Annotated in this window: 19 protein-coding genes; 9 read left to right on the forward strand and 10 right to left on the reverse strand. The window is 67.6% G+C overall.

Annotation, left to right across the window (positions count from 1 at the left end; genetic code table 11):
• The first annotated feature begins 8 nt into the window (after window positions 1-8).
• Window positions 9-1,043: a chemotaxis-specific protein-glutamate methyltransferase CheB gene (gene cheB / locus ACM9HJ_RS21790; protein WP_416573870.1), complete on the forward strand. Its 1,035-nt coding sequence runs from the start codon at window positions 9-11 to the stop codon at window positions 1,041-1,043.
• Window positions 1,044-1,054: 11 nt separating this feature from the next.
• On the opposite strand, the gene ACM9HJ_RS21795 is transcribed toward cheB, so the two are convergent.
• Together ACM9HJ_RS21795 and ACM9HJ_RS21800 are read right to left on the reverse strand one after the other, a co-directional pair.
• Complete coding sequence (locus tag ACM9HJ_RS21795) at window positions 1,055-2,107, reverse strand: LacI family DNA-binding transcriptional regulator (protein WP_416573871.1); 1,053 nt, start codon at window positions 2,105-2,107, stop codon at window positions 1,055-1,057.
• Between the two features lie 223 nt (window positions 2,108-2,330).
• Entirely contained in the window at window positions 2,331-2,990 is a 660-nt protein-coding gene (locus ACM9HJ_RS21800) for a TMEM175 family protein (RefSeq protein WP_416573872.1), read from the reverse strand.
• Between the two features lie 154 nt (window positions 2,991-3,144).
• Here ACM9HJ_RS21800 and ACM9HJ_RS21805 point away from each other — a divergent pair, with 154 nt between their 5' ends.
• Window positions 3,145-4,764 carry a carboxylesterase/lipase family protein gene (locus ACM9HJ_RS21805; protein ID WP_416573873.1) on the forward strand — a complete coding sequence of 540 codons (1,620 nt, stop codon included), beginning with the start codon at window positions 3,145-3,147 and terminating at the stop codon, window positions 4,762-4,764.
• Window positions 4,765-4,853: 89 nt separating this feature from the next.
• On the opposite strand, the gene ACM9HJ_RS21810 is transcribed toward ACM9HJ_RS21805, so the two are convergent.
• Window positions 4,854-5,282, reverse strand: a complete 429-nt coding sequence (locus ACM9HJ_RS21810; RefSeq protein WP_416573874.1) for a response regulator — start codon at window positions 5,280-5,282, stop codon at window positions 4,854-4,856.
• 117 nt (window positions 5,283-5,399) lie between these two features.
• On the opposite strand from ACM9HJ_RS21810, the gene ACM9HJ_RS21815 reads away from it, so the two are divergent.
• From ACM9HJ_RS21815 to ACM9HJ_RS21825, 3 genes are all read left to right on the forward strand, one after another.
• Window positions 5,400-7,022: a diguanylate cyclase gene (locus tag ACM9HJ_RS21815; protein ID WP_416573875.1), complete on the forward strand. Its 1,623-nt coding sequence runs from the start codon at window positions 5,400-5,402 to the stop codon at window positions 7,020-7,022.
• 297 nt (window positions 7,023-7,319) lie between these two features.
• The gene (locus tag ACM9HJ_RS21820) at window positions 7,320-10,211 is read left to right on the forward strand and encodes a response regulator (protein WP_416573876.1); all 2,892 of its coding nucleotides are present in this window, start codon (window positions 7,320-7,322) and stop codon (window positions 10,209-10,211) included.
• A 438-nt stretch (window positions 10,212-10,649) separates the two neighbouring features.
• A complete protein-coding gene (locus ACM9HJ_RS21825) occupies window positions 10,650-12,632 on the forward strand; it encodes a methyl-accepting chemotaxis protein (protein ID WP_416573877.1) in 1,983 nt (660 codons plus the stop codon).
• 17 nt (window positions 12,633-12,649) lie between these two features.
• Here the strand turns inward: ACM9HJ_RS21825 and ACM9HJ_RS21830 are convergent, their stop codons facing one another.
• Window positions 12,650-14,005, reverse strand: coding sequence for an MFS transporter (locus ACM9HJ_RS21830; RefSeq protein ID WP_416573878.1), 1,356 nt, complete (start codon window positions 14,003-14,005; stop codon window positions 12,650-12,652).
• A 430-nt stretch (window positions 14,006-14,435) separates the two neighbouring features.
• Here ACM9HJ_RS21830 and ACM9HJ_RS21835 point away from each other — a divergent pair, with 430 nt between their 5' ends.
• Window positions 14,436-16,454: a methyl-accepting chemotaxis protein gene (locus ACM9HJ_RS21835; RefSeq protein WP_416573879.1), complete on the forward strand. Its 2,019-nt coding sequence runs from the start codon at window positions 14,436-14,438 to the stop codon at window positions 16,452-16,454.
• Between the two features lie 98 nt (window positions 16,455-16,552).
• Complete coding sequence (locus ACM9HJ_RS21840; protein ID WP_416573880.1) at window positions 16,553-16,909, forward strand: DUF433 domain-containing protein; 357 nt, start codon at window positions 16,553-16,555, stop codon at window positions 16,907-16,909.
• A 12-nt stretch (window positions 16,910-16,921) separates the two neighbouring features.
• Here ACM9HJ_RS21840 and ACM9HJ_RS21845 read toward each other — a convergent pair whose 3' ends face one another.
• The 5 genes from ACM9HJ_RS21845 to uraD are packed head-to-tail and all read right to left on the reverse strand — an operon-like array spanning window position 16,922 to window position 19,882.
• On the reverse strand, window positions 16,922-17,329 hold the full coding sequence (locus ACM9HJ_RS21845) for a putative toxin-antitoxin system toxin component, PIN family (RefSeq protein WP_416573881.1): 408 nt from the start codon (window positions 17,327-17,329) through the stop codon (window positions 16,922-16,924).
• A 4-nt stretch (window positions 17,330-17,333) separates the two neighbouring features.
• The gene (locus ACM9HJ_RS21850; protein ID WP_416573882.1) at window positions 17,334-17,579 is read right to left on the reverse strand and encodes a ribbon-helix-helix domain-containing protein; all 246 of its coding nucleotides are present in this window, start codon (window positions 17,577-17,579) and stop codon (window positions 17,334-17,336) included.
• A gap of 58 nt (window positions 17,580-17,637) precedes the next feature.
• On the reverse strand, window positions 17,638-17,991 hold the full coding sequence (gene uraH, locus ACM9HJ_RS21855; RefSeq protein WP_416573883.1) for a hydroxyisourate hydrolase: 354 nt from the start codon (window positions 17,989-17,991) through the stop codon (window positions 17,638-17,640).
• Window positions 17,979-19,403 carry an NAD(P)-binding domain-containing protein gene (locus ACM9HJ_RS21860; RefSeq protein ID WP_416573884.1) on the reverse strand — a complete coding sequence of 475 codons (1,425 nt, stop codon included), beginning with the start codon at window positions 19,401-19,403 and terminating at the stop codon, window positions 17,979-17,981. The genes uraH and ACM9HJ_RS21860 overlap by 13 nt, the downstream gene beginning before the upstream one ends.
• On the reverse strand, window positions 19,400-19,882 hold the full coding sequence (gene uraD / locus ACM9HJ_RS21865; protein WP_416573885.1) for a 2-oxo-4-hydroxy-4-carboxy-5-ureidoimidazoline decarboxylase: 483 nt from the start codon (window positions 19,880-19,882) through the stop codon (window positions 19,400-19,402). Before uraD ends, ACM9HJ_RS21860 begins: the two co-directional genes overlap by 4 nt.
• 150 nt (window positions 19,883-20,032) lie before the next feature.
• On the opposite strand from uraD, the gene puuE reads away from it, so the two are divergent.
• A complete protein-coding gene (gene puuE / locus ACM9HJ_RS21870) occupies window positions 20,033-20,959 on the forward strand; it encodes an allantoinase PuuE (protein WP_416573886.1) in 927 nt (308 codons plus the stop codon).
• Between the two features lie 37 nt (window positions 20,960-20,996).
• Window positions 20,997-21,494 (forward strand): hypothetical protein, encoded by a 498-nt coding sequence (locus ACM9HJ_RS21875; RefSeq protein ID WP_416573887.1) that lies wholly within the window; start codon window positions 20,997-20,999, stop codon window positions 21,492-21,494.
• A 229-nt stretch (window positions 21,495-21,723) separates the two neighbouring features.
• On the opposite strand, the gene ACM9HJ_RS21880 is transcribed toward ACM9HJ_RS21875, so the two are convergent.
• Window positions 21,724-23,022: a cation:proton antiporter gene (locus ACM9HJ_RS21880; RefSeq protein ID WP_416573888.1), complete on the reverse strand. Its 1,299-nt coding sequence runs from the start codon at window positions 23,020-23,022 to the stop codon at window positions 21,724-21,726.
• Window positions 23,023-23,494 lie beyond the last annotated feature (472 nt).

Raw genomic sequence — 23,494 nt, forward strand, 5'->3', positions numbered from 1 at the left:
AATATCCCGTGATCAAGGTTCTCGTCGCCGAGGATTCGCCCACCATTCGGGCGTTTCTCACTGCCATCCTGGAAAGCGAGCCCGACATCAAGGTCGTGGGTGCCGTCTCCGACGGTGACGCGGCCGTGCAGGCGGTGCAGAAACTTCGCCCGGACGTGGTGACCATGGACATCCACATGCCGGGCCTGGACGGGTTCACCGCCACGCGCGAGATCATGGAGACGGTCCCCGTCCCCATCGTCATCGTCAGCGGCGCCGTGCAGGACGAGATGGCGGCCACCTTCAAGGCGGTGGAGGCGGGCGCGCTGGCCTTCGTGCGCCGGCCGGCCGGTCTGGGCCATGACGATCACGAGGATGAGGCCGACGCCCTGGTCACCTCGGTCCGGCTGATGTCGGAAGTGAAGGTGGTGCGCCGCTGGAAGCGCCCGCCGGCCATCGCCCAGCGGGTGGCGGCGACGCAGATCGAGCCCGACCCCCTGTACCGGCCGCGCGTGGTGGCCATCGGCGCCAGCACGGGCGGGCCCGTTGCGTTGCAGACCATCCTGGGCGAACTGCCCGCCGATTTCCCGCTGCCGGTGCTGGTGGTGCAGCATATCGCCTATGGCTTCGTCCAGGGCTTCGCCGACTGGCTGAATGCCGGCTGCGCGCTGCCGGTCACGGTGGCGGTGGATGGCGAGGAGGTGATGCCCGGCCATGTCTATGTGGCCCCGGACGACCGCCATATGGGCGTGGACGCGTTCGGCCGCATCCGTTTGGACAACAGCCCGGCGGAAGCAGGGTTGCGCCCGTCGGTGGGCCATCTGTTCCGCAGCGTGGCGGTGCAGTATGGCCGCCGGTCCATCGGCGTGCTGCTGACCGGCATGGGCTCCGACGGGGCCGAGGGACTGTGCGACCTGCGGGCGCTGGGCGCGGCGACGATTGCGCAGGACGCGGCCAGTTCGGTGGTGCATGGCATGCCGGGGGTGGCGATCGAACGCGGCGGGGCGGGGCATGTGCTGCCGGCGTCGGCGATCGCGGGGAAGCTGGTCAGTTTGGCGGGGTAGGGCGCCGTAGGTCAGGTCGAGGCGTGAGCCACCGGCCCCGTCGATTGCCGCACCATCAGTTCGAACCCCAATTGCCGGTCCGGTGCCGGCTCCCCGTCGCCGATCAGCAGGTCGACGGCGGCGGCCGCCATGCCCATGGTGGGCTGGCGGATGGTGGTCAAGGGCGGCCAGATCACCCTTGCGATGGGGCTGTCATCGAAGCCCACCACCGACAGGTCGCGGGGCACCTGCAGGCCGTGCTTGTTGGCGGCGGCGACCGTGGCGGCGGCCATGTCGTCATTGCCGGCGAAGATCGCGGTGGGGCGGTCGGGCAGGGCCAGCAATTGCTCGGCCGCCGCGAAGCCGCCGGCGAAGCTGAAATCGCCGGGCAGGATATGGGCGGGCGACAGGGTCAGGCCGCGGGCGGCGGCGGCGGTCAGGAAACCACGCTGGCGCAGTTCGGCCGCGCCATGGTCGGGATGGCCCAGGATCATGCCCAGCCGTTTATGGCCCAGATCGGCCAGATGGTCGGCGGCCAGACGGGCCGCCGCCTCGTCATCCATATGCACATGGGCGGTACGGTCGGGCTCCAGCCGGGGGGCGATGCGCACCAGGGGGACGTTGGCGGCGGCGATGGCGTCCAGCACGTCCTTCCTGTCCACGATGGGCGGGGTGAGGATCAGGCCGTCCAGGCGGAAGCGGGTGGCCACGCCCACCATCAGGCGCGGCAGGCTGGGATCGTCGGCCTCGCACGGTTCCGTCAGCAGGTGGTAGCCCTTCTCCTGGCAGCGGCGGATGGCGCCGGCCTTGATGTCGGCCATGTAGTTGCTGGACGGGTTGTCATAGAACAGCCCGATCAGGTAGGAGCGGCGGCCGGCGAGCGAGCGCGCATTGGGATTGGGCCGGTAATCCAGGTCGGCCACGGCGGCGCGGACACGGGCCAGCGTCTCCTCCGCCACCCGCGCCTCGTTGTTCAGCACGCGCGACACGGTCTTGGTCGACACGCCGGCCTGCCTCGCCACATCGAAGATGGTGGCGACACGCTGCGGCGCCCGCCCGTTGCCGGAATGCTGGATGTCGGTCAAGGAACGCTCCCTATACGCGCCTGAGGCTTCGGGACGGCAGAAGCCGCCTCACGTCCCCTTGGGTTTCGGGAACAGGATGTAGCATGGTTCATGACATCTGACAACGTTGTCTAGTCCGGTTTGGTGTTCCCTCAGGCGCCGGGCGCCGCCATCCGGCGGCTTGGCTCACGCCGCATGGGCGGCGGGCCGGCAGTCGCCGGCCTGTGGTTCCCGTCATCATGCGTTACGGGGAACCGCTTTCAGCCGCCTGTCGGGCACGACGCTTCGCGCTGACCCGCAAGGCCAGCGGAATGGCCAGCGGCAGCAGCGAATAGGACCAGGGGGCGACAAGAATGGCGCCCGGCGAGGGGACGGCGGCCAGCAGGGCGGAGAGGATGCCGCTGCCCATGATCAGCGCCCAGACCAGGGCGTGATCCCAGTGGCCCGCCACCAGATGCCCGCGCCGCAGCCCGTGGGTGAACAAAGCCAGGATCAGCCCCGACATCAGCGCGAAGCCGGCGCCATAGAGCACGAACAGGGCACGGGCATCGCCCAGGCCCAGGCTGGCGCGTCCCCGCAGGAACTCCGTGAAGGTCAGCAGCATGACCCGCATCGGATAGACATAGACCATGACCACGAAGACCAGGGCCAGGCTGAGCAGGACGGACAGCCCATCGCCGCGCCCGCCGGCCCGGCGCCAGGAGACATGCGCCCACCAGAACATGGCGATCAGCACGAAGCCGCCGGCGAAGACCGGCAGCCGCCACAGCGCCTCCAGCAGGTCGCGGAACCCGAATTCCGACCCGCCCTCCGCGATGACCAGCAGCGATACGGCAAAGGCGAAGGCGGCATCGACGAAATTGTCGAGCCGGGTGGAACCGGGGTCGGCATTGCTGTCGGACATGGGCGGCCCTGGGGCGGGGGAGGATGGGTGATTGTCCATGAGGTGGGGGACGGGGGCAAGCGGCACCGTGCCGGCTTGGCATTGACACCGGTATCAATTACTCTACCCCCGACGAAATGGCCCCGTGGAAGGGCCGTACCGACGGGGGGATGGAATGCGCGTGATGGATGTGACGCGGCGGTCGCTGCTGCTGGCCGGGGCGTCGGGGGTGCTGCTGGCATCGGGTGCCAATGCCGCCACGGGCAAGGGGCCGGTGGTGGCCACGCGGGCCGGCAAGGTGCGCGGGCGCACGGACCAGGGCGTGCATGTGTTCAAGGGCGTGCGCTATGGCGCCGACACGGCCGCCCGCCGCTTCCAGGGCCCCCTGCCGCCCACGCCCTGGAAAGGGGTGGTGGACGCCGTCGATTACGGCAATGCCAGCCCGCAGGGATCGAAGGAGGATCGGCAGTCGGAGGATTGCCTGTTCCTGAATGTCTGGACACGGGGCCTGGGCGACGGGGGCAAGCGGCCGGTCATGGTCTATATCCATGGCGGCGCCTATGCCAACGGGTCGGGGTCCAGCCCGCTTTATGACGGCACGCGGCTGGCGCTGCGTGGCGATGTGGTGGTGGTGACGGTCAATCACCGGCTGAACCTGTTCGGCTATCTCTATCTGGCGCGGCTGGCGGGGCTGGGGGATGAACGGTTTGCCGACAGCGGCAATGCCGGGCAGCTGGACCTGATCCTGGCCTTGCAATGGGTGCGGGACAATATCGCCTCGTTCGGTGGCGATCCCGGCAATGTCATGCTGTTCGGCCAGTCGGGCGGCGGGGCCAAGATCGCCACCCTGATGGCCATGCCCGCCGCGCGCGGCCTGTTCCACAAGGTCGCCACCATGAGCGGGCAGCAGGTGACGGCCGGCGGCCCGCGCAATGCCACGGCGCGCACCGCCGCCATCCTGAAGCAGCTGGGCCTGAGTGCCGACAAGGCGGGGGCCGAGGCGATGCTGTCGCTGCCGGTGGAACAGCTGAAGGCGGGGCTGAAGGCCGTGGACCCGGTGGCGGGGTCGGGCGGGGTCTATACGGGGCCGGTGGTGGATGGGCGCAACCTGCCGGTCCATCCATTCTTCCCAGGTGCCCCGGCCCTATCGGCCGATATCCCGATGATCATCGGCAATACCCATGACGAGACGCGCGGCCTGATCGGCGGGGGGGACCCGTCGACCTTCACGCTGACCTGGGAGGCGCTGCCCGACAAGCTGTTCCCCGCCATGCGGGTGGATATCGCCCCGGAGGAGGTGATCGCCGAATATCGCCGCCTCTATCCCCAACACAGCCCGTCCGACGTGTTCTTCGCCGCCACCACCGCCGGCCGGTCCTGGCGGGGCGCGGTGGAGGAGCTGGAGGCGCGGGCCCGGCAGAAGCCGGGCGTGGCGCCCACCCCTGCCCCCACTTGGGCGTATCAGCTGGATTGGCCGTCGCCCCTGGATGGTGGCAAATGGGGGGCGCCGCACACGCTGGACATCCCGCTTTCCTTCGACAATGCCGCCCAGCCGGGCAGCCAGACGGGGACGGCGCCGGAAGCACACCGCATGGCGGGGCGGCTGGCCGATGCCTTCATCGCCCTGGCGCGCAAGGGCGATCCCAACCATCCGGACCTGCCGGCGTGGGAACCCTATGGGCTGGAGCGGCGGCAGACCATGGTGCTGAATGATGAATGCCGGCTGGTCGATGATCCCAGGGGCGGGGAGCGGCGGTTGTTCGCCAAGGTGCCGTTCATCCAGTTCGGGACGTGAGGTCCGTCCCTCAGGCGCCGGGCGCCGCCTCCGGCGGCTTGGCTTGCGCGGGCACGTGCCCGCGGGCGCTCAACGCGCCAGCCAACCGGCTATCCATTGCCGGTTGGCATGATCCCATGATCGTAGGTCGGGGTGAGCGACAGCCCCATCCACGCCGCCTTCACCTGACCGGCCAGCCCCATCAGGTCCAGCGGCTTGGCGATGATGCCGGCGGCCCCGAGCGCCAGCAGCCTTGCCCGGTCGTCGTCCCCGTCCAGCGCGGTGACGAACAGCACGGGCAGGGCGGCGGTGGCGGGGTCGGCGCGCAGGGCGGCCAGGGTCGCGGGCCCGTCCAGGCCCGGCATCACCACGTCCAGCAGCACCAGCTGCGCGTCCGACGAGCAGGCCAGGGCGACGGCCTGGCTGCCATCGGCACACAGCGTCACGGCAAGCCCGCCCACGGCGGCCAGGGCCAGTTCCGCCATGGCGCGCAGGTCGGGATCGTCATCGACATATAAAACCCGGATCAGGGGGCCCATCATCATCGTCCCGGCAACAGGAACCTAACCGTCATGACAGGTAACCCTGCCTCGACAGGGTTAACGCGGCACGGCTAGAATGCAATTGCAAACCAGTTACGATTGCCGGGTCCATTGATGAGCGACCAGCACCTTTCCGTTTCCGTTGCCGCCCGGCACCGGGAAATCCGCGCCCAATATGTGCTGCTGCTGCCGGAGCGGCTGGCGGCCCTGGCCCATGCCGCGAGCGACGCGGCGGAGATGCTGCGCCAGGCCCATGGGCTGGTCGGATCGGCCAGCACCTTCGGCTTCATGGATCTGGCCGAGGCCGCAAGGCGCCTGGAACAGGTGCTGCGCGCGCCCTTGCCCAACGCGGCCGCGGCCGCTACGCAGCTGGAGCAGGCCCTGGCCGGTGTGCTGGGGGCGGGCGAACAGGCGCTCCACCTGCCGGAGAGGGTGGAGGATGCCGAGGAGGTGGGGCCGCGGGCGGAGGAGCTGACCGTCTATCTGCTGGAGGATGACACCGTCCAGGCCGACGAACTGGTGAGCCAGATGCGGCCCTATGGCTATCGCGCCAAGGCATTCACCGATCCCGCCAGCTTCCGCGAGGCGGTGCGCGAGAACCCGCCATCGGCGCTGATCGTCGATATCATCTGCGGGGCCGATTACGATGCGGGCAGCGAGACCCTGACCCGGATGCTGGCCGAGGGGCCGGTGCCGCCCGCCATCTTCCTGTCGGGGCGCGATGATTTCGCCGCCCGGCTGGGCGCGGTGCGGGCCGGCGGGGCGGGATACCTGACCAAGCCGGTGGACCCGGCCACGCTCGCCGAACGGCTGGACCAGGCCATCGGGCGGGAGAGCATCCGGCCCTACCGCGTGATGCTGATCGATGACGACCCGCTGGTCGCCGCCCAATATGCCACGGCCCTGGGCGGGGCCGGGATGGAGGTGGAGGTGCTGGTCGATCCGGTCGAGGCCATCCCCCAGATCCGCCGCTTCCTGCCCGACCTGGTGCTGCTGGACCAGGTGATGCCGGGCTGCACCGGCCTGGAGCTGGCCGCCGTGCTGCGCCAGCAGGAGGGGATGCTGTCGCTGCCCATCCTGTTCCTGACGGCCGACCAGGCGCTGGGCGACAAGCGGCTGGTGCTGGATGTCGGTGCGGAGGACCTGCTGCTGAAGCCGATCGGCACCGTGCAGCTGGTGTCGCAGGTGCGGGCCCGCGTGCGGCGCGCCCGTCAGCTGCAGGCCATGATGGCCCGCGACAGCCTGACCGGCGCCCTGAACCACGCCATGGTGCAGGAGCATCTGGCCACGGAGGTGGCGCGCGCCCGGCGTGACGGGGTGCCGCTGTCCTTCGTGATGATCGATGTGGACCGGTTCAAGCGGGTGAATGACGAGCATGGCCACGCCGCCGGCGACCGCGTCCTGCGCTCGCTGGCGCGCCTGCTGCGCCAGCGCCTGCGCCGCAGCGACATCGTGGGCCGGTACGGCGGGGAGGAATTCGCCGTCATCCTGCCGGGGACGGGGCCGTCGGAGGCCGCCTTCATGCTGGACGCGCTGCGCCGGGATTTCCAGGCCATCGGTTTCCGCGGGGCCGGCGACGTGCTGTTCCATGTCAGTTTCAGCGCCGGCGTGGCCGGCCTGACCGATGCCAGCGACCTGGCCGCCCTGAACTTGGCGGCCGATGCCGCGCTGTATTTCGCCAAGCGCGCCGGCCGCGACCGGGTGCATATCGCCGGCTCCCTCTCCACGCCCGCCTGATCCGTTTTCGGCTAAGCCGAAAACGGATCAGGTTTTTTTCGTGTTCCCTCAGGCGCCGGGCTTGGCTTACGCGGCACGTGCCGCGCGGCGGCGGTCGCCGCCGTGGTGGTTTTCGGCTGGCCGAGAACAGGTGCGGCTTTTCCGTTTTCCTCAAGCCGCGGCGGCGGTCGCCATCGTGGCGGTTCCCGGCTAATCGAAAACCGTTCTGGTATCCGCAATCAGAAGTGCCTTAAAAGGGAGATGGATACCCGTCAGCCAAGGACGGGTCGTTGAGGGTCGGCCGGGGCAGGGGACCGGATGAGCATGCAGGCGCCGCATCTGCTGGTCGTGGAGGACAGCCCCACGCAGGCATTGCAGATGGAGATCACACTGGCCGCCCAGGGCTGGACGGCGGAGGTGTGCGCGACGGCCGAGGATGCGCTGGAGACGTTGAACGGCGCCCTGCCAGACCTGGTGCTGGTCGATTACCACCTGCCGCGGATGAGCGGAGACGAGCTGATCCGCCGCCTGCGCCTGAATGTGCGCACCCGCCACCTGCCGATCATCATGCTGACCGACGAGGTGACGGCGGAGGCCGAGTTCCGCGGCATCGAGAGCGGGGCCGACGCCTATGTGCCCAAATCCGCCGACAGCGACCTGCTGCCGGCGCGAATCACCGCCCTGCTGAAGCGCGGGCGGCAGAATTTCAACGCCTCGGCCCAGGCGCTGCGCCGCTGCCGGCTGCTGATCGTCGATGACAGCCCCACCTTCCTGGAATTCATGCGCGGCCTGCTGGAGGAGGAGGGGCACGACGTCCTGCCGCTGCTGTCGGGGCTGCAGGCGCTGGAGCTGGCCGAACACGAGAATTTCGACTGCATCATCGTCGACCTGAACATGCCGGAGATCGACGGCGTGGATCTGTGCGCGCGCCTGGACGGCGTGCGCCGGCGGCGGGAGGAACTGTTCCAGATCGTCATGCTGACGGCATCGGAGAGCAAGACCGACCTGATGCGCGGCCTGGAGGCCGGGGCCGACGATTACGTCACCAAGGCCAACGATATCGAGATCATCAAGGCCCGCATCCGGGCCTTGCTGCGCCGCAAGCTGCTGCATGAGGAAAACCTGCGCATCTCCACCGAGTTCCACCTGAAGGAACGCGAACTGGAGAACGCGCATGAGGAAAGGCGGCTGGCGGAGGCCCGCGCGTCGCTGGCCGACGCGCTGGAGAAATCCAACCGCGAGCTGGCGGAGGCCAATGAGCGGCTGACCCAGGCGCAGGTGGAACTGACCCGCGCCAAGGACCAGGCCGAGGCCGCCAACCGCGCCAAGTCGGAATTCCTGGCCAATATGAGCCACGAGCTGCGCACGCCGATGAACGGCATCATCGGCATGAACACGCTGCTGCTGACCACGGAGCTGACGCCGGAACAAAGGCATTCGGCCGATCTGGTGGGATCCTCGGCCAAGCTGCTGCTGAGCCTGCTGAACGACATCCTGGACATCTCCAAGCTGGAGGCCAACCAGGTCACGCTGGAACATATCGAGTTCGATCTGGCGCGGATGTTCGAGGAAACCGCCCTGCTGATGGCGCCCAAGGCGGCGGAGCACGGGATCGAGCTGGTGCTGGACATCGCGCCGTCCGCTCGGCGCAGCGTGGTCAGCGACCCGACCCGCATCCGCCAGGTGGTGCTGAACCTGATCGGCAATGCCATCAAGTTCACCGCCAGGGGCGGGGTGACGGTGGGCGTGGCCGTGCATGAGGGAGCGGGCGGGACCCTGACCCTGGATGTGCAGGTCATCGATACCGGCATCGGCATCCCGCCGGCCGCCGTGAACCGGCTGTTCGAGAAGTTCGTGCAGGCCGACAGTTCGGTCAGCCGCAAATTCGGCGGCACCGGCCTGGGCCTGGCCATCTGCCGGGAGACGGTGGGCCTGCTGGGCGGGCGCATCGGCGTGGAAAGCACGGTGGGCATCGGGTCCACCTTCTGGTTCACCGTCACTCTGGCGGCGGGCGAGGAGGAGGTGCCGGCCGGCACCCCCCTGCCCGATCTGGCGGGGCGCGAGGTGCTGCTGCTGGTGCCCGACGGGCTGGTGCGCGCGCCGATGGTGCGCGAACTGTCGCGCCTGGGCTTGCGGGTGCGGGTGGAAGAGGTGGATGACGCCGTGGCGGAGGCCGGGGCGGGGCGGCTGGCGCCGGAGATCGTGGTGCTGGACATGGCGCTGGTCGCCGATCCCGACAGCGACGTGACCGCGCGGCTGCGCGGGGCGCTGCCCAAGGCGCGGCTGGTCATGCTGCGCCCCATGACGGGGGCCGGCCCGCTGCCGCCCGGCATCGACGCCATGCTGGACAAGCCGGTACTGCGCCCCGACCTGATCACCGTGCTGCGCGGCCGCCAGCCGGCGGCGGCGGTGGAGCGCGCGGCCCCGGCGCCGGCCGTGGCGGCGTCCGGTGCCGGCGGGCGCATCCTGCTGGCCGAGGATAATTACGTGAACCAGCAGGTGGCGCTGCACATGCTGACCGGTGCCGGCCACAGCGTCGATATCGCCAACCATGGCGGCGAGGCCGTGGAGGCGCTGGAGGCCCGCGATTACGATCTGGTGCTGATGGATGTGCAGATGCCTGTGGTCGACGGGCTGGAGGCCACGCGCCGCATCCGCGCCCTGGGCGGGGCCCGCGCGTCGATCCCCATCATCGCCATGACCGCCAACGCCATGACGGGGGTGGAGGAGGAATATCGCGAGGCGGGCATGGATGATTACATCTCCAAACCTGTCGAATATCAGGAATTCCTGGCCAAGGTGCGGCTGTGGCTGGACCGCGTGCGCGGCCAGGCCGCCCCGGCGGCGGCGGTTGCCGCCCCCATCGACGTGGCGGACCTGGATTTGACGCCGGTGCGCCAATTGCGGGAGATGATGGGGGCGGCCGCCTTCGACCGGCTGCTGGGCCAGTTCCTGGATAATTCCACCGCCCGGCTGGAGCGCATCGCCAAGGCGCTGGACGGCGGCGACCAGGCCGGTCTGGCCCGCGACATCCACGACATGATCAGCACGTCGGGGGGCTTCGGCTGCAAGGCGGTGATGCGCCTGGGCCGCGAGATGGAACAGGCCCTGCGCGAGGATGAGCAGGCCACCCTGGCCCGCCTGGGCGAGCAATTGGAGCGTACTGCACCGGGGACGTGGGAGCGGCTGGCGGCGGCGATGCGGGAGTAGGAAGATGCCGGATCGTGGGCCGCGTCTTGACTGATACCAAATCCTGATGGGATGGATTCTCCGGGACCTGGTACCCGCCCGCTTATTGTACCGCTGAGGATTTCCCTGCAGATGGGCCGGATAGTCTTCCGTGCCCTCCAGGATGGCATTTTGGCTATATCTGGTGGCCGTTCTGCACGCCAATACGCAAAACCCCTTCTCGCATCAACCGATGCCCGTCGCGCCCTGTCGATGAAATGGGCGCCAGTATATAGAAAAATCGAAGAGATAGGTCTGCTGATACCGCGTATTGAATGGGGTTTTTCCCCCGGATTCGCGTATTGAGTTAATGAGGATTTGCCGATCATTTTAAATATCCCCTGAACCGAAGCCGGGAGATATGACATGTCCTTGGGGATCCGAGCGAAGTTGCTCTCTGTCGTCGGACTGTTGGCTGTCATGGCCCTGGTCCTCACGGTGGTGCAGAGCTTTGCGGCGCTGCAGGAATTGGCCATCGCCAACAACGTAGAGTCCGGCAATGCGACCGCCCGGCGGATGTTGGGCGTTGCGGGGAAGCTGGCGGTGGAACGGGGTGCCACCAATATCGCGCTGACCATGGTCGCGGTCGATAATGGCCAGCGGGATCAGGCCGGAAAGGCGCGCGCAAGCGCCGAAGCGGCTATCGCCGAGGCGGTCGCCGCCGGCGATCTGTCTCCGGCCACGCTTCGGGCGTTGGACACCCTGTCCGGGCTGCGTGACATCGCCTGGAAAAGCATGGAGGGTGGTCAGCGGGATGCCGCCGGCTGGTTCCAGGGCACATCGCGCGTCATCGACCAGTTGCTGTTCCAGGCCCGCGACAGTGTCGCAGCGGTGGAATTGCCGCAGGAGGCAACGCTGGTCGGTGGGCTTTCCCTGTCCAGCAATCTCGCGGAACTGTCGGAGCATCTGGGACGGCAACGTGGCTTGGTGGCGGGGGTGCTGGCGGCCGGGCAGGCTCCGACGGATCCACAACTCGTCGCCATCGGCAATGCGGCTGGCTTCGCGCAGCTGAGCCTCATGGTCGCTCGGGCCCAGGTAGGCGGCATGGGACCGGAATACCGGCGCGCCGTCCAGGACGCGGAGGGAGCGGCGCAAGCGATGGAAAAACAGCTGCAGTCCGTGCTTGCCGCCGCTGCCGCCAGCCAGCCCTATCCGATGGACAGCGCGGCATGGTTCGAGGCTGCCACCAAATCCATCGGCACCATCCTGGCGGTGCGATCCGGTGTGGAGACGCTGCTGGCCCGCGATGTGTCGGCCTTCAACCGGTCGCGGGGCTGGAAGCTGGGGGGCATGATCGCGGTGATGGCGGCGGGCGGCCTGCTGGTGCTGGGTGCCTTCGCGATTGTCACGCGTCAGGTGCTTCGGCCGCTGGCCGATCTGGGCAACATCATCGACCATATCGCGCGTGAGGATTTCAGCCGCGCGGTACCCTATTGCGGTCGCGGCGACGAACTGGGGGCGATGGCGCGCTCCATCGACGTGCTGCGGGCCCACAGTCAGGAGGCGCAGCGGCTGCGCGCCCAGGAGGCGGAGCAGCAGCAATACCGCATCCGCCGCGCGGCGCTGCTCGAGGAGTTGATCAGCGGCTTCAACGCCAGTGCCAGCAACAGCATCCAGGAAATGTCATCAGCCTCGACAGAGCTGGAGGCCACGGCGACCCAGATGTCGGGAGTTTCCACCGAAACGCTGCGCCAGTCGCAGGCAGCGACGGACGCAGTGCATGCCACCACCGAGCATATCCAGACGGTGGCCGCGGCGGCGGAACAGCTCAGCGGGTCGATCACGGAGATCCAGCGCCAGTCCGACCGCTCACGCCAGTCGGCCAGCGAGACGACCGGCGAGGCCGAAGACGCCACCCGCACCCTGGTCACCCTGTCGGATGCGGCGCAGCGCATTGGGGACGTGGTCAGCATGATCGCCAATATCGCCAGCCAGACCAACCTGCTGGCGCTGAACGCCACGATCGAGGCGGCACGCGCCGGGGAGGCCGGCAAAGGCTTCGCCATCGTTGCCGGCGAGGTGAAGGCGCTGGCCACGCAGACCGCACGCGCCACCGATGATATCGGCCGTCAGATCGCGGAAATGCAGCGCGTGACCGGCCTGTCGGTGGACGCCATCCGCCGTGTGTCCACAGCCATTGGCGGCCAAGCGGCGATCGCGCGGGAGATCGCCAACGCGGTCGATCAGCAATCTGCCGCGACCGGCGAGATTGCGCACAGCGTATCCGATGCCGCCGACAGCATGCGCGATGTCAAAGGCTCCATGGCCCGCGTCACTGAAGTGGCCAATGAGGCGGGGGCCATGTCGCAGGAGGTGACAGAGGCGGCCTCCATCCTGGCCCGCAACGCCACCGTTCTGAAGGATGAGATGTCGAAATTCTTCACGGCGATCCGAGCGGCGTGACGGAGAGGGGCGATTGTTCAAGCGGTGCCCCTTCCCGCCCTTCTCCCCAAGAACGCCTGTATCCGCCCGTGCCGCTGCGCCGTCAGCTTATATCCCGCCACCGACAGCATGGACAGGCCCAGTCCCAGGGCCACGGCCAAGCCGGCCAGCCAGCGGAAGCCGGTGAGGGTGGTGGCGGTCTGGGGGACGCCCGGCACATAGCCCACGCCCTCCAGCGCCAGCCCGCCGATGAAGGCCGAGCCGCCCAGGGCCAGCTTCAGGATCAGCGATGCCAGGCCGTAGATCTTCGCCTCGTCCCGACGGCGGCGGCGCCAATGGGCGTAGTCGACGGCGTCGGGCAGCATGGACCACATGGCCACGGCGTGCGCCGCATGGCCGAAAAAGATCAAGGTCAGGCAGGCGAAGCTGGACCAGAGGCTGCCGGCCGGGGTGAAGGCCAGGGCCACCCCGCCGATGATGACCAGAGCGCTGCCGCCTTGCCAGGCGGCGCGCTTGGACCAGCGGCGCGCCACCCAGACCCAGACGGGGACCCCGATGATGCCGGCGGCGGAGAACCAGGTCAGCGCCTGCGCGATCATGGTCTTGTCGCCGCCCAGATCGTATTTCAGCAGATAGGGCACGTTGCGCATCAGGATGCCCAGCGACAGATGCAGGGCCACCGTGGCGGCCAGCAGGCGCAGCAGCGGCCCGTTGCGCATCACGCCGCCCACGAACCCGCCCAGATCGTCGCGCAGGCCCAGCGGGGCGGTTTGTGCCGCCGGCGCCGGCAGTTCGCGCACCGAGGCGACGCAGGCGATATGGGTCAGCACGGCCAGCGCACCGACGCAGGCCGCGGCCGGGCTGTAGCTGCCGAACCAGCCGGCCAGCAGCGGCAGCAAGGCCGAGACCGAGGTGGAGCCGGCGAAGGCCAGCAGCATGCGCCAGCCGGTGAGGCTGGCCCTCTCGTCACTGTCGCGGGTCATGGCGGCGGTCAGCGAGGAATAGGGGATTGCCACCACCGCGTAGCAGCTGCGCAACAGCATATGGGTCAGCGTGGCGAAGATGATCATCCCCGCCGATCCCGGCACCAGGAAGGCGGGCGGGGAGAAGCACAGCCAGAAGGAGGCTGCCAGCGGCACCGTGCCGAACAGGATGAAGGGCCGGTAGCGGCCCATCCTGGTGCGGGTGCGGTCGGAGATGATGCCCATCAGCGGGTCCATGCCCGCATCCCAGACCGAGGCGATCAGATAGGACAGGCCGGCATCCACCGCCGACAGGCCCAGCACATCCATCTGGAAGAACAGGATGAACAGCAGCAGCGACTGCCAATAGAGATTGAGGCCGAAATCGCCCGTCGCATAGCCGATCCTGGCCCCGAGACCCAAAGTCCGCATGTCCGCCCGCTTGGCATCTTCCCCCGTGCCCGGGTTTCTACCGGGCTTGGGGGCGACGTTACGCGGTCGGCCTGCGGCGGTCGAGGGGAGTTTGGTGCTTGGGTGGAAGTCTTGAGTATCACCGTTGTTGCTCTCTCTCTACCGTCACCCCGGCGGAGGCCGGGGCCCAGGTGACAAGTGCTTCGCTCTACGACTTGGCCCCCGGCCTCCGCCGGGGTGACGGTAGAGATGGCTGGAACCTCAAAGCCCGGACTTTCGCGGGGATGACGGTGGGAAGGCTGTAATGACGGTGCCCAACGCCCCACCCTCTTTGGAATGCCACCCGCGCGGGTGGGGTGGGGGCCGGTTTCTTTCAATCCAGGGGCGCTTGTGTTAGGTGATTCTTAACCAATCAGAACCGTATGACGTCGCACGACAAGGGGCCTGTCCAATGCGTCTGAACCTCAGCCTGAAGATCCTGCTGTCCAATCTGGCGATCCTGGCGCTGTTGCTGATCGCCGCCATCATCATGGCGGTGGGGGCCAACCAGCAGCGTGCGCAGGTGGCGGTGGCCCGGGCGGCGGCGGAGCGGGCGGCGGACCAGGCCCTGACCCTGGTGACCATGGTCAAGGATATACGCGGCGACGTGATGCGGGTGCAGCTCTGGCTGACCGACGTGTCGGCGACGCGCGGGCTGGAGGGGCTGGATACCGGCTTCGCCGAGGCGGAGAAGGCGCACAACGATCTGCTGCGCACCATGGCGGCGGCCCGCAAGCATGCCACGGCGATGGGCGTGCCGGAGGTGGAGGCCGCACTGGGCCGGGTGGAAGGGCTGTTCGCGAACTTCTACACCAAGGGCACGGCGATGGCGAAGGCGTATGTCAATAGCGGCCCGGAGGTCGGCAACATGCTGATGGGCGCCTTCGTGGGCGAGACGGACGGCATGTCGGCGGAGCTGGATGCCGTGGCCGACGATGTGCGCAAGGTGGCGGACGCCGCCAAGGCCCGCATGCAGGCCGAACTGGCCGCCGCCGATGCCATCGCCAGCCGCCTGACCTGGCTGATCATGGCGCTGGCGGGGGTGGGCGTGGCGATTGCCGCCCTTGTGCTGCTGGCGCTGCGCAGCAATGTCGTGCTGCCGCTGATCGGGCTGACCGACGCGCTGACCCGTATCGGGCGCGGCGACCTGACGGCGTCGGTGCCGGCCATGGCGGATCGCCATGACGAACTGGCCGAGATGGCCCACGCCTTGTCGGCGCTGCGCGACCGGGCGGCGGAGAATGACCGGCTGCATGCCGAACGGCAGAAGGGCGAGGCGGAGGCGGAGCAGAACCGCCGCGTCGCGCTGCGCAACATGGCCGAAACCGTGGAGGCGGAGAGCCGCACCAGCGTCGACGGCATCGCCGTGGAAACGCACGAGATGGACACGGCCGCCGCGTCGATGGCCGAGAGTGCGGCCCAGGTGCGCGACAGCGCCGCCAATGTGTCCACCGCCGCCATGCATGCCCTGGCCAATGCCCAGGCCGTGGCCAGCGCCACGGAGCAGCTGACCGCCTCGATCAACGAGATCAGCGCCCAGGTGGCGCATGCCACCAGCCTGTCGGGCGAGGCGGTGGAACGCAGCCGGCGCACGCGCGGCACCATCGACAGCCTGTCGGAGGTGGTGGAGCAGATCGGCGGCGTGGCCAACCTGATCCGCGACATCGCCGAGCAGACCAACCTGCTGGCGCTGAACGCCACGATCGAGGCGGCGCGGGCCGGCGATGCCGGCAAGGGCTTTGCCGTCGTGGCGTCGGAGGTGAAGAACCTGGCCACCCAGACCACGCGGTCGACGGAGGAGATCACCGCCAAGATCATCCAGATCCAGAATGTCACGGCCGAGGCAGTGATGGCGGTGGAGCAGATCGGCGACGCCATCCGCGCCATGGACGAGGTGTCGGCCGGCATCGCCGAGGCCATGGAGGAACAGGCCGCCGCCACCAGCGAAATCTCCCGCAATGTCACCGAAACCGCCGAAGCCGCGCAGGAGGTGGCGACCCGCATCGACACCGTGTCGCAGGAGGCCGGCAGCACCGGCGCCAAGGCCGTGGCCATGCGCGAGGTGGCGATGCGCATCGTCGGTTCCGTCAACGATCTTCGCCAGACCCTGGTGCGCGTGGTGCGCACCGCCACCGCCGATGTCGACCGCCGGCACGGGGCGCGCCATGCGGTGGAGATGGATGTGGTGGTGGAGGTCGCCGAGGGCCGGCGCCAGGGCCGGTTGCTGAACATCTCCGCCGGCGGCGCGCTGCTGGATGGCCTGGCGCTGCCGGCGGGGGTGGAGGGCAGCCTGATCGTGGATGGTCTGGAAGGCGCCTTGCCCTTCCGCGTGAAGACGCTGGACGGGCGGCAGAACGGGGTGGCCTTCACCCTGGACGAGGGGCGGAAGCTGGCGCTGGGCCATCGGCTGGTGGATCGGTTCGCGGCGTGATGGACCCGCTTTCGGGGGTGTACCGAAGGGGTGGTTGGTGGCGGCCGGAGGCCGGTGATAGGATCACGGGATGCAGTTTCCTGATACAGGAGCGCCCCATGTCCAGCCTCGACACTGACAGCCTGTCCCCGCACGAAGCCGTGTTCCTGGCCATGCAGGCGGTGGAGGGCGTGCGGGTCGGCACCGGAGAGGTGGCATTGGACGCCGCCCTGCGCACCGCCCGCTATATGACGCTGCGCCGGCGCTATCTGGTCAGCGACCAGAGCATCCGGGGCGGCAGCGTCATCCTGCGCGGTACCCGCATCACCGCCGCCTCCGTCGCCGCCCGTATCGATTATGGCGAGGCGCTGGGCGAGATCGCGGCGGAAAGCCCGGAGATTCCGTCCGAAGCGTTCGAGGCGGCCCTGATCTTCGCCAAGGCGCAGAAGGAAAGCCGGCGCGAGCAGGTGGCGTGAGGGAAAGTCGGGTTATTCCAACATCAGGAATGCAGAAACCGCGATGATTCTGGTGCGGCCATGTCGGCGCAACGACAGCAGGTCTCGCTTGTCACCCGTGACGAGGAGATCGGCCTGTCCAGCCATGGACAGTGCCAGCAGGTAATTGTCGAACGGATCGGGACAGACATCGACCTTGGGCAAATTCTCGATCAAGATGGCAAGGTCGCGCAATTCATTGATCAGCCGGCCTGCCAAGGCAGGCGGTAAGCGTTCCCTGATCTTTGGATAGCGTGTGACCCGCCGCAAATCATCAAGCTGTTCATCGCAGGTGAGCAGGGTGAAATGCCCGTGCCGCCACAAGCTGATCAGCGCGGCAGGCGGGGATTTGGGTGACAGCAGGGCGCTGATCAGGATGTTTGTGTCAATGACCAGCCGCATGGGCTCATCCGCGAGCGCGGGTCGCTGTTACCGCTTCATCCAGCAAGGCATCAAGTTCATCGGCCGGCAGATCGGCGAATTTCCCGCGGGCTTCCGCCATGGTCTGGTCCAGCACCCGCCATTTCACCGCCTCTTCGATGAACCTGGACAGGTCGCCCTGCTTCATGCCGCGCTGTGCCAGATGACTGCGCACCGTGTCGTCCGTGTCCTTCGACACGCTGACCGTCCAGCGGGTGATGTTGTCAGCCATGATGGAGCCCCGGGGCAAGTTCATTGAACGGTCAGTTTAGACACAGATGCCCGGTCTCTCAACTCCCCCGATAGGTCGAATAGCTCCACGGGCTGAGCAGCAGCGGCACGTGGTAATGGCCGTCCGCCTCGGCGATGGCGAAGCGGAGGGGGATCTGGTCCAGGAAGGGCGGATCGGCCAAGGCCACGCCATGGGTGCGGAAATAATCCCCGGCATGGAACAGCAGTTCATAGGCCCCCACCGTGATCGTGTCGCCAGACAGCAGGGGCGCGTTGGTGCGGCCGTCATTGTTGGTCCAGTCGGTCTTGACCAGGGCACGCTGGTCCCCTTCAAGACGGAACAGTTCCAGCTTCACGCCCGCCGCCGGGCGGCCGCTGCTCGTGTCCAGCACATGCGTGCTCAGGCGGGCCATGTCGTGCTCACCAGTTCGGGTTGATCATAGGCCTTGAGATCGGCCAGGAAATGGTCCTGGTCGGCCAGCCACAGGTCGCGGATCAGGCTCTGGACCAGCCGCTGCACCCCGTATTTCATGCCGCTGATCGAAGCACCCGACAGGCCCATGGAAAGCGTGGCGCCGAAGGTGAAATTGTGGATGTTGGCCAGGTGCGGGGCGCAGCCGGGCACGCGCTCGGTGAACTGGAAACCATCGCCCAGGTAGGGGTAGCGGATCAGCAGCGGGTTGCCTTCGCCCCTGGGTGGGGTGAAACGGTCGGCCCAGGTGGCGATATCCTTGGCAAAGGCGGCCACTTCCGGCCGGAACGCCGCCTCCACGATGAAGCCGGTGCCCACCACCAGGAAATCGAACGCCATCACCCCCTTGGGCGTGCCGACATGGATTTCGTTGCCATCCATGCGCAGCCATTCCCACGGGCAGGAGGTATGGAAGGCGAAGTTGGGATGCATGGCGCAGCGGTGGAACGTGTCCTGCGGCGGCGGCTGGTTCAGGTCGAAGATATGGCGCATGTAACGCCAGCGGTTCAGGTCGCCCATCGCGGCGAAATGGCCCAGGAAGCCGGAAAACTCCATCCAGCGATAGGGGTTGACGCGTGGCAGGTCGGGCCGGCGCAGGCAGAGATCGACCGAGGCCACGCCCGCCTCCAGCGCCGTGCCGGCATTGTCGAAGGCGGACGCGCCGGCGCCCAGGATGCCGATGCGCTTGCCCCGCAGACGGTCGAAATCGATGAATTCCGAGGTGTGGGCGTAACGGTCCTCCGGCACCACGCCGCGGATGAAATCCGGGACATGCCAGCGCCCGGCCCCGTCGATGCCGGTGGCCAGCACCAGCTTGCGGGCCAGGATCAGGGTCTCGCCGGCCGGCGTGTCCACCGTCAGGCGCAGGATGCCGGTATCATCCTCCGGATCGATGCGGACCAGATCGTGCTGGTTGCGCACGGGGATGGCGAGGGTGCTTCGGTACCAGTTCAGGTAATCCTGCCAGATTTCCTTGGGCAGCTTGCCCAGGGTCGCCCAGGCGTCGGTGCCGTACTTGGCCTCGTACCACGCCCGTGGCGTCAGGCTGGGCACGCCCAGATCGGGACCGGTCAGGTGCTTGGGCGTGCGCAGGGTGATCATGCGGGCAAACGTCGTCCACGGCCCTTCGTCGCCCGCCTTGTTGCGGTCGATGACCAGGATATTGCCCACTTTCTCCCGCATCAGGCCGAAGGCGGTGGCAAGGCCAGCCTGGCCGCCGCCGACGATCACCACGTCGAAGACATGCCCGTCGGCATGGGCGCGGGCCGGCACCCAGGGGCGGGCCGGGTAGTCCAGCAGGGTCAGGTCACGGGCGACCTGGGCCTCCAATGCCGCCAAACCATCTTCATTCATGTCCCAAGAAGCCCCTCCAGGCGGAATTTGGCGATCTTGGCGACTTCTCCCAATGCTGTTTTCAATTCCACGGCGGGATCGTTGTCCAGCCGGGCCGCCAGGGCGGTCTTGATGCTGTCCCTGGTATTTTCCTTCACCGCGATGATGAAGGGAAAGCCGAAGCGTTCACGATAGGCCGCATTGTGGCGGTCGAACCAGTCAAATTCCGCGTCGCTCAACCGGTCCAGGCCCAGACCCGCCTGTTCGGCCGTGCTGTGCGCCGTCAACCCGCCACCCCTTGCCAGCTTGCCGGCAAGGTCGGGATGGGCGCGCAGCAGGGTCAGTTGGGCGGTCTCGCCGGCATTAGTGACGGCGCGCACCATCTCATTGTGCAATGCAGCAATATTTGCGAAGGGGGCGGCGGGGAAGGCGGCGACGGCGACCCAGGGGCTGTCCTCCCATATGGCGGACAGACGTTCGACGAAAGCCGCGCGCGACAAGGCGTTCAGCGCAGATAACGTTGGTCGTTCGAGGGTGTCGTTCTGATGTTCGGCCATATCATATGGTGCCACGGATTTTTTTGTGCGCAAGCGAAACGATGCGTGACATCATTCGTGAAAATCCAGCCTCCGACGGACAGGATATTGCCCATGGCCGATGCCTATCCCCGCGACCTGATCGGCTATGGCGCCCACCCGCCGCATCCGCGCTGGCCGGGGGATGCCCGCATCGCCGTGCAGATCGTGATGAATTACGAGGAGGGCGGGGAGAATTGCCTGCTGCATGGCGATGCCCATTCGGAGGCGTATTTGCAGGAGGTGGTGGGCACCCAGCCGCTGGTGGGGCAGCGTAACCTGTCGGTGGAGTCGGTCTATGAATATGGCAGCCGGGCCGGGTTCTGGCGGCTGATGCGGCTGTTCGACAAATACGGCATCAAGATCACCTGCTACGCCGTGGCCATGGCGCTGGCCCGCCATCCCGACGCGGCGAAGGCCATGGCGGCGGCGGGGCACGAGATCGCCTCGCATGGCTGGCGCTGGATCGACTATCAGAACGTGCCGGAGGATGTGGAGCGGCAGCATATGAAGCGCGCCATCGACACGATCCGCGAGGTGACCGGGGAGCGGCCGCTGGGCTGGTACACGGGGCGCATCGGGCCGAACACGCGGCGGCTGGTGGTGGAGGAGGGCGGCTTCCTCTATGACGCGGACGCGTATAATGACGATTTGCCCTATTGGCTGGGGCCCGGGACCTATGAGGGGCAGGGGGAGCCGCATCTGGTCATCCCCTATACGCTGGACGTCAACGACATGAAGTTCGGCACGGCCCAGGGGTTCAACCAGGGCGACGATTTCTTCACCTATGCCCGTGACGCCTTCGACGCGCTGTATGCGGAGGGGGAGACGGCGCCGAAAATGATGTCGGTGGGGCTGCACACGAGGCTGATCGGAAGGCCGGGGCGGGTGCGGGGGCTGGAGAGGTTCCTGGACCATGTCCTGGCGCATGAAAAGGTCTGGATGGCGCGGCGGGTGGATATCGCGCGACATTGGCGCGCGGTGCATCCCTGGCGCGGATGAGGTAGACAGGATTGTTAAGACCAAGGAGGGGTGTGGCGTGGATCTGAAGCCTTTCATTCCCTATCTGATCATGGGCCTCGTCGTGCTGATGCTGGCACGGCGCACGCACAAGGCCCGCCGGGTGCGCAGCTGGGGCGTGTTCATCGTGCTGGGGCTGCTGACCCTGGGGGTCGGCGCCTATATTTTCGGCCATGTCATGGTCGGGCCGCATGTCGATGCGGGGGGCTGGCTGATCATCGCCGTGTCGCTGCTGGCCGGGGCGGGTTGCGGCGCCTATGCCGCGCGCCATATTCACCTGTTCCGCGATCCGCAGACGGGACATGCCATGTCGCGGCTGACCCTGACCGGGCTGCTGTTCATCGTGGGGCTGGTGATGGTCAAGCAGGTGGCGCGCCAGCTGGGCCTGGAAAGCCCGGAGGCGCATGGGTTCGGCCTGCTGTCCGACAGCCTGTTCGCGCTGGCCATGGGGACGGTGTTCGTGCGCCAGATCCTGATGCTGCGCCGGCTGCGGGCGCTGCCGGTGGTGGCGGACTGACAAAACGGGTGGGTTTGAGATTTTCGGTGGTGCGAGGTGGGCTGCTGGGGTTTCGCCATCATCTACCGTCACCCCGGCGGAGGCCGGGCCCCAGGTCGTAGAGCGAAGCGCTTGTCACTTGGGCCCCGGCTTCCGCCGGGGTGACGGTGGAGGGGTGGGAATGAAGGTGCCTAAACTGAAAGGGCGGCCGTTGCGGGCCGCCCTTTCGTTTTTCGCTGTGTCGAGACCCTTACCGCGCCTCGCGCAGTTCCGTGAAGTCGCTGTCCTGTTCGGTCAACCCGCCCAGCTCACCCCGCGCCCGGGCCTTGCGGCCATAGACCAGTTCGAACAGGGGCGAGGCCATGAGCGTGGTGATGATGGCCATCAGCACCAGCATGGAGAACAGGGCCGGGCCGATGATGCCCTTCTGCAACCCGATATTGATGATGATCAGTTCCATCAGGCCGCGCGCATTCATCAGGGCGCCGATGCCCAGGGCCGTGGCGTTGTCCTGGCCCGTCAGGCGGGCGGCGGCCCAGCAGGCACCGCCCTTGGCCAGGATGGAGGCGGCCAGGATGCCGAGCGTCACCAGCACCAGACCCCAATTATCCACCAGCGTCAGCTGGGTATGCAGGCCGGAATAGGTGAAGAACATCGGCAGCAGCACGACGACGGCGAACGGTTCCAGCTGCTTGCGCAACTCCGTGGCCAGCACGCCGCGCGGGATGACGCAGCCCAAGAGGAAGCCGCCGAACACGGCATGGATGCCGGCCGCATCCATGGCCCAGGCCGACAGCAGGAACAGGATCAGCACGATGCCCAGCGTGGAATGGCTGACCTTGCCTTCCCGCTCCGCCTTGGCTCCAAGCGGGGCCAGCAGGCGGGGTCCCAGGGTCAACATGAAGATGGCGAAGGCGGCACCGCCGCCGATGGCCTTCACCGCCACCATCGGCCCTTCGCCGAAGGTGGCCAGTACGATGGCCAGCACCGTCCAGGCGCCGGCATCATCGATGGCGCCGGCCGACAGCGACAGGGTGCCCAAGGGCGTGCCCGACAGGCCGCGTTCATGGATGATGCGGGCCAGCATGGGAAACGCGGTGATGGCGATGCAAGCACCCATGAACAAGGTGGCCTGGGGAATGGTCAGGCTCTCATTGAAAAGACCATGGCTCATCAGCCAGGGCGTGATCAGGATGGCCAGCAGGAAAGGGGCGGCCATACCCGACAGCGACACGGCGGCCGCACTGCCGGCATTGGACTTGAAATGGTCGCCACGGAAGCCCAGCCCGACCAGGAACATGTAGAGCCCCACGCCGAACTGCGCGCCCACGAACAGCACGCCCTTCGATTCCTTGGGAAACAGCATCCCCTGCGCCTCGGGCCAGAACAGGCCCAGCAGCGACGGCCCCAGGATCACGCCGGCGATCATCTCCCCCACCACCTGGGGCTGGCCCAGATAGCGCTTGGCCAGCCAGCCGACCCCGCGGCAGGCGATGATGATCACGGCCAATTGCAGAAAAAATACCACGCTGAGCTGAGCTGGCGTCATGAGCCCCTGTCCTCCCACCGGACAACGTTGTCTGAAAAGCGTTAACCGCTTCTTAAGAAAAGTTCCAACCAGACAGCCTATATCAGCGCTGTCATTCCTGTGAAAGCGCCAAATTTCCCCGCTGGAATTTCGGCGCTCCCGCCTGGAAGGACTCTGTCCTGCCCGCTTCCTCGCGTGGGTAAAGTCATCGCGGTGCAGCATGCCTTTCCTGCATGTCACAAAACCGTCATAATCCGTTCTGTACTTGGCCCCTGTGGTTAATCTGCATCACCGTCATGGTGACGTCACACAGCAGACCTTGCGCCATCTTGAAAGCCCGCCCGGCCCACTCCATGCTGTAGCGCAACATGGGCAGGAAAACCCGGCCGGGGCGACCCGGGCGGGTTTTTCCATGCGGAATTACGGCGAACGCCTCTCAGGCAACAGAGAAGGGGCGGCGCCTTGGACCGGAATCGACGCTGGCGGCATGAAC

Origin of the sequence: Niveispirillum sp. KHB5.9, from assembly GCF_048066115.1 — a bacterium.
Classification (GTDB): Bacteria; Pseudomonadota; Alphaproteobacteria; order Azospirillales; family Azospirillaceae; genus Niveispirillum.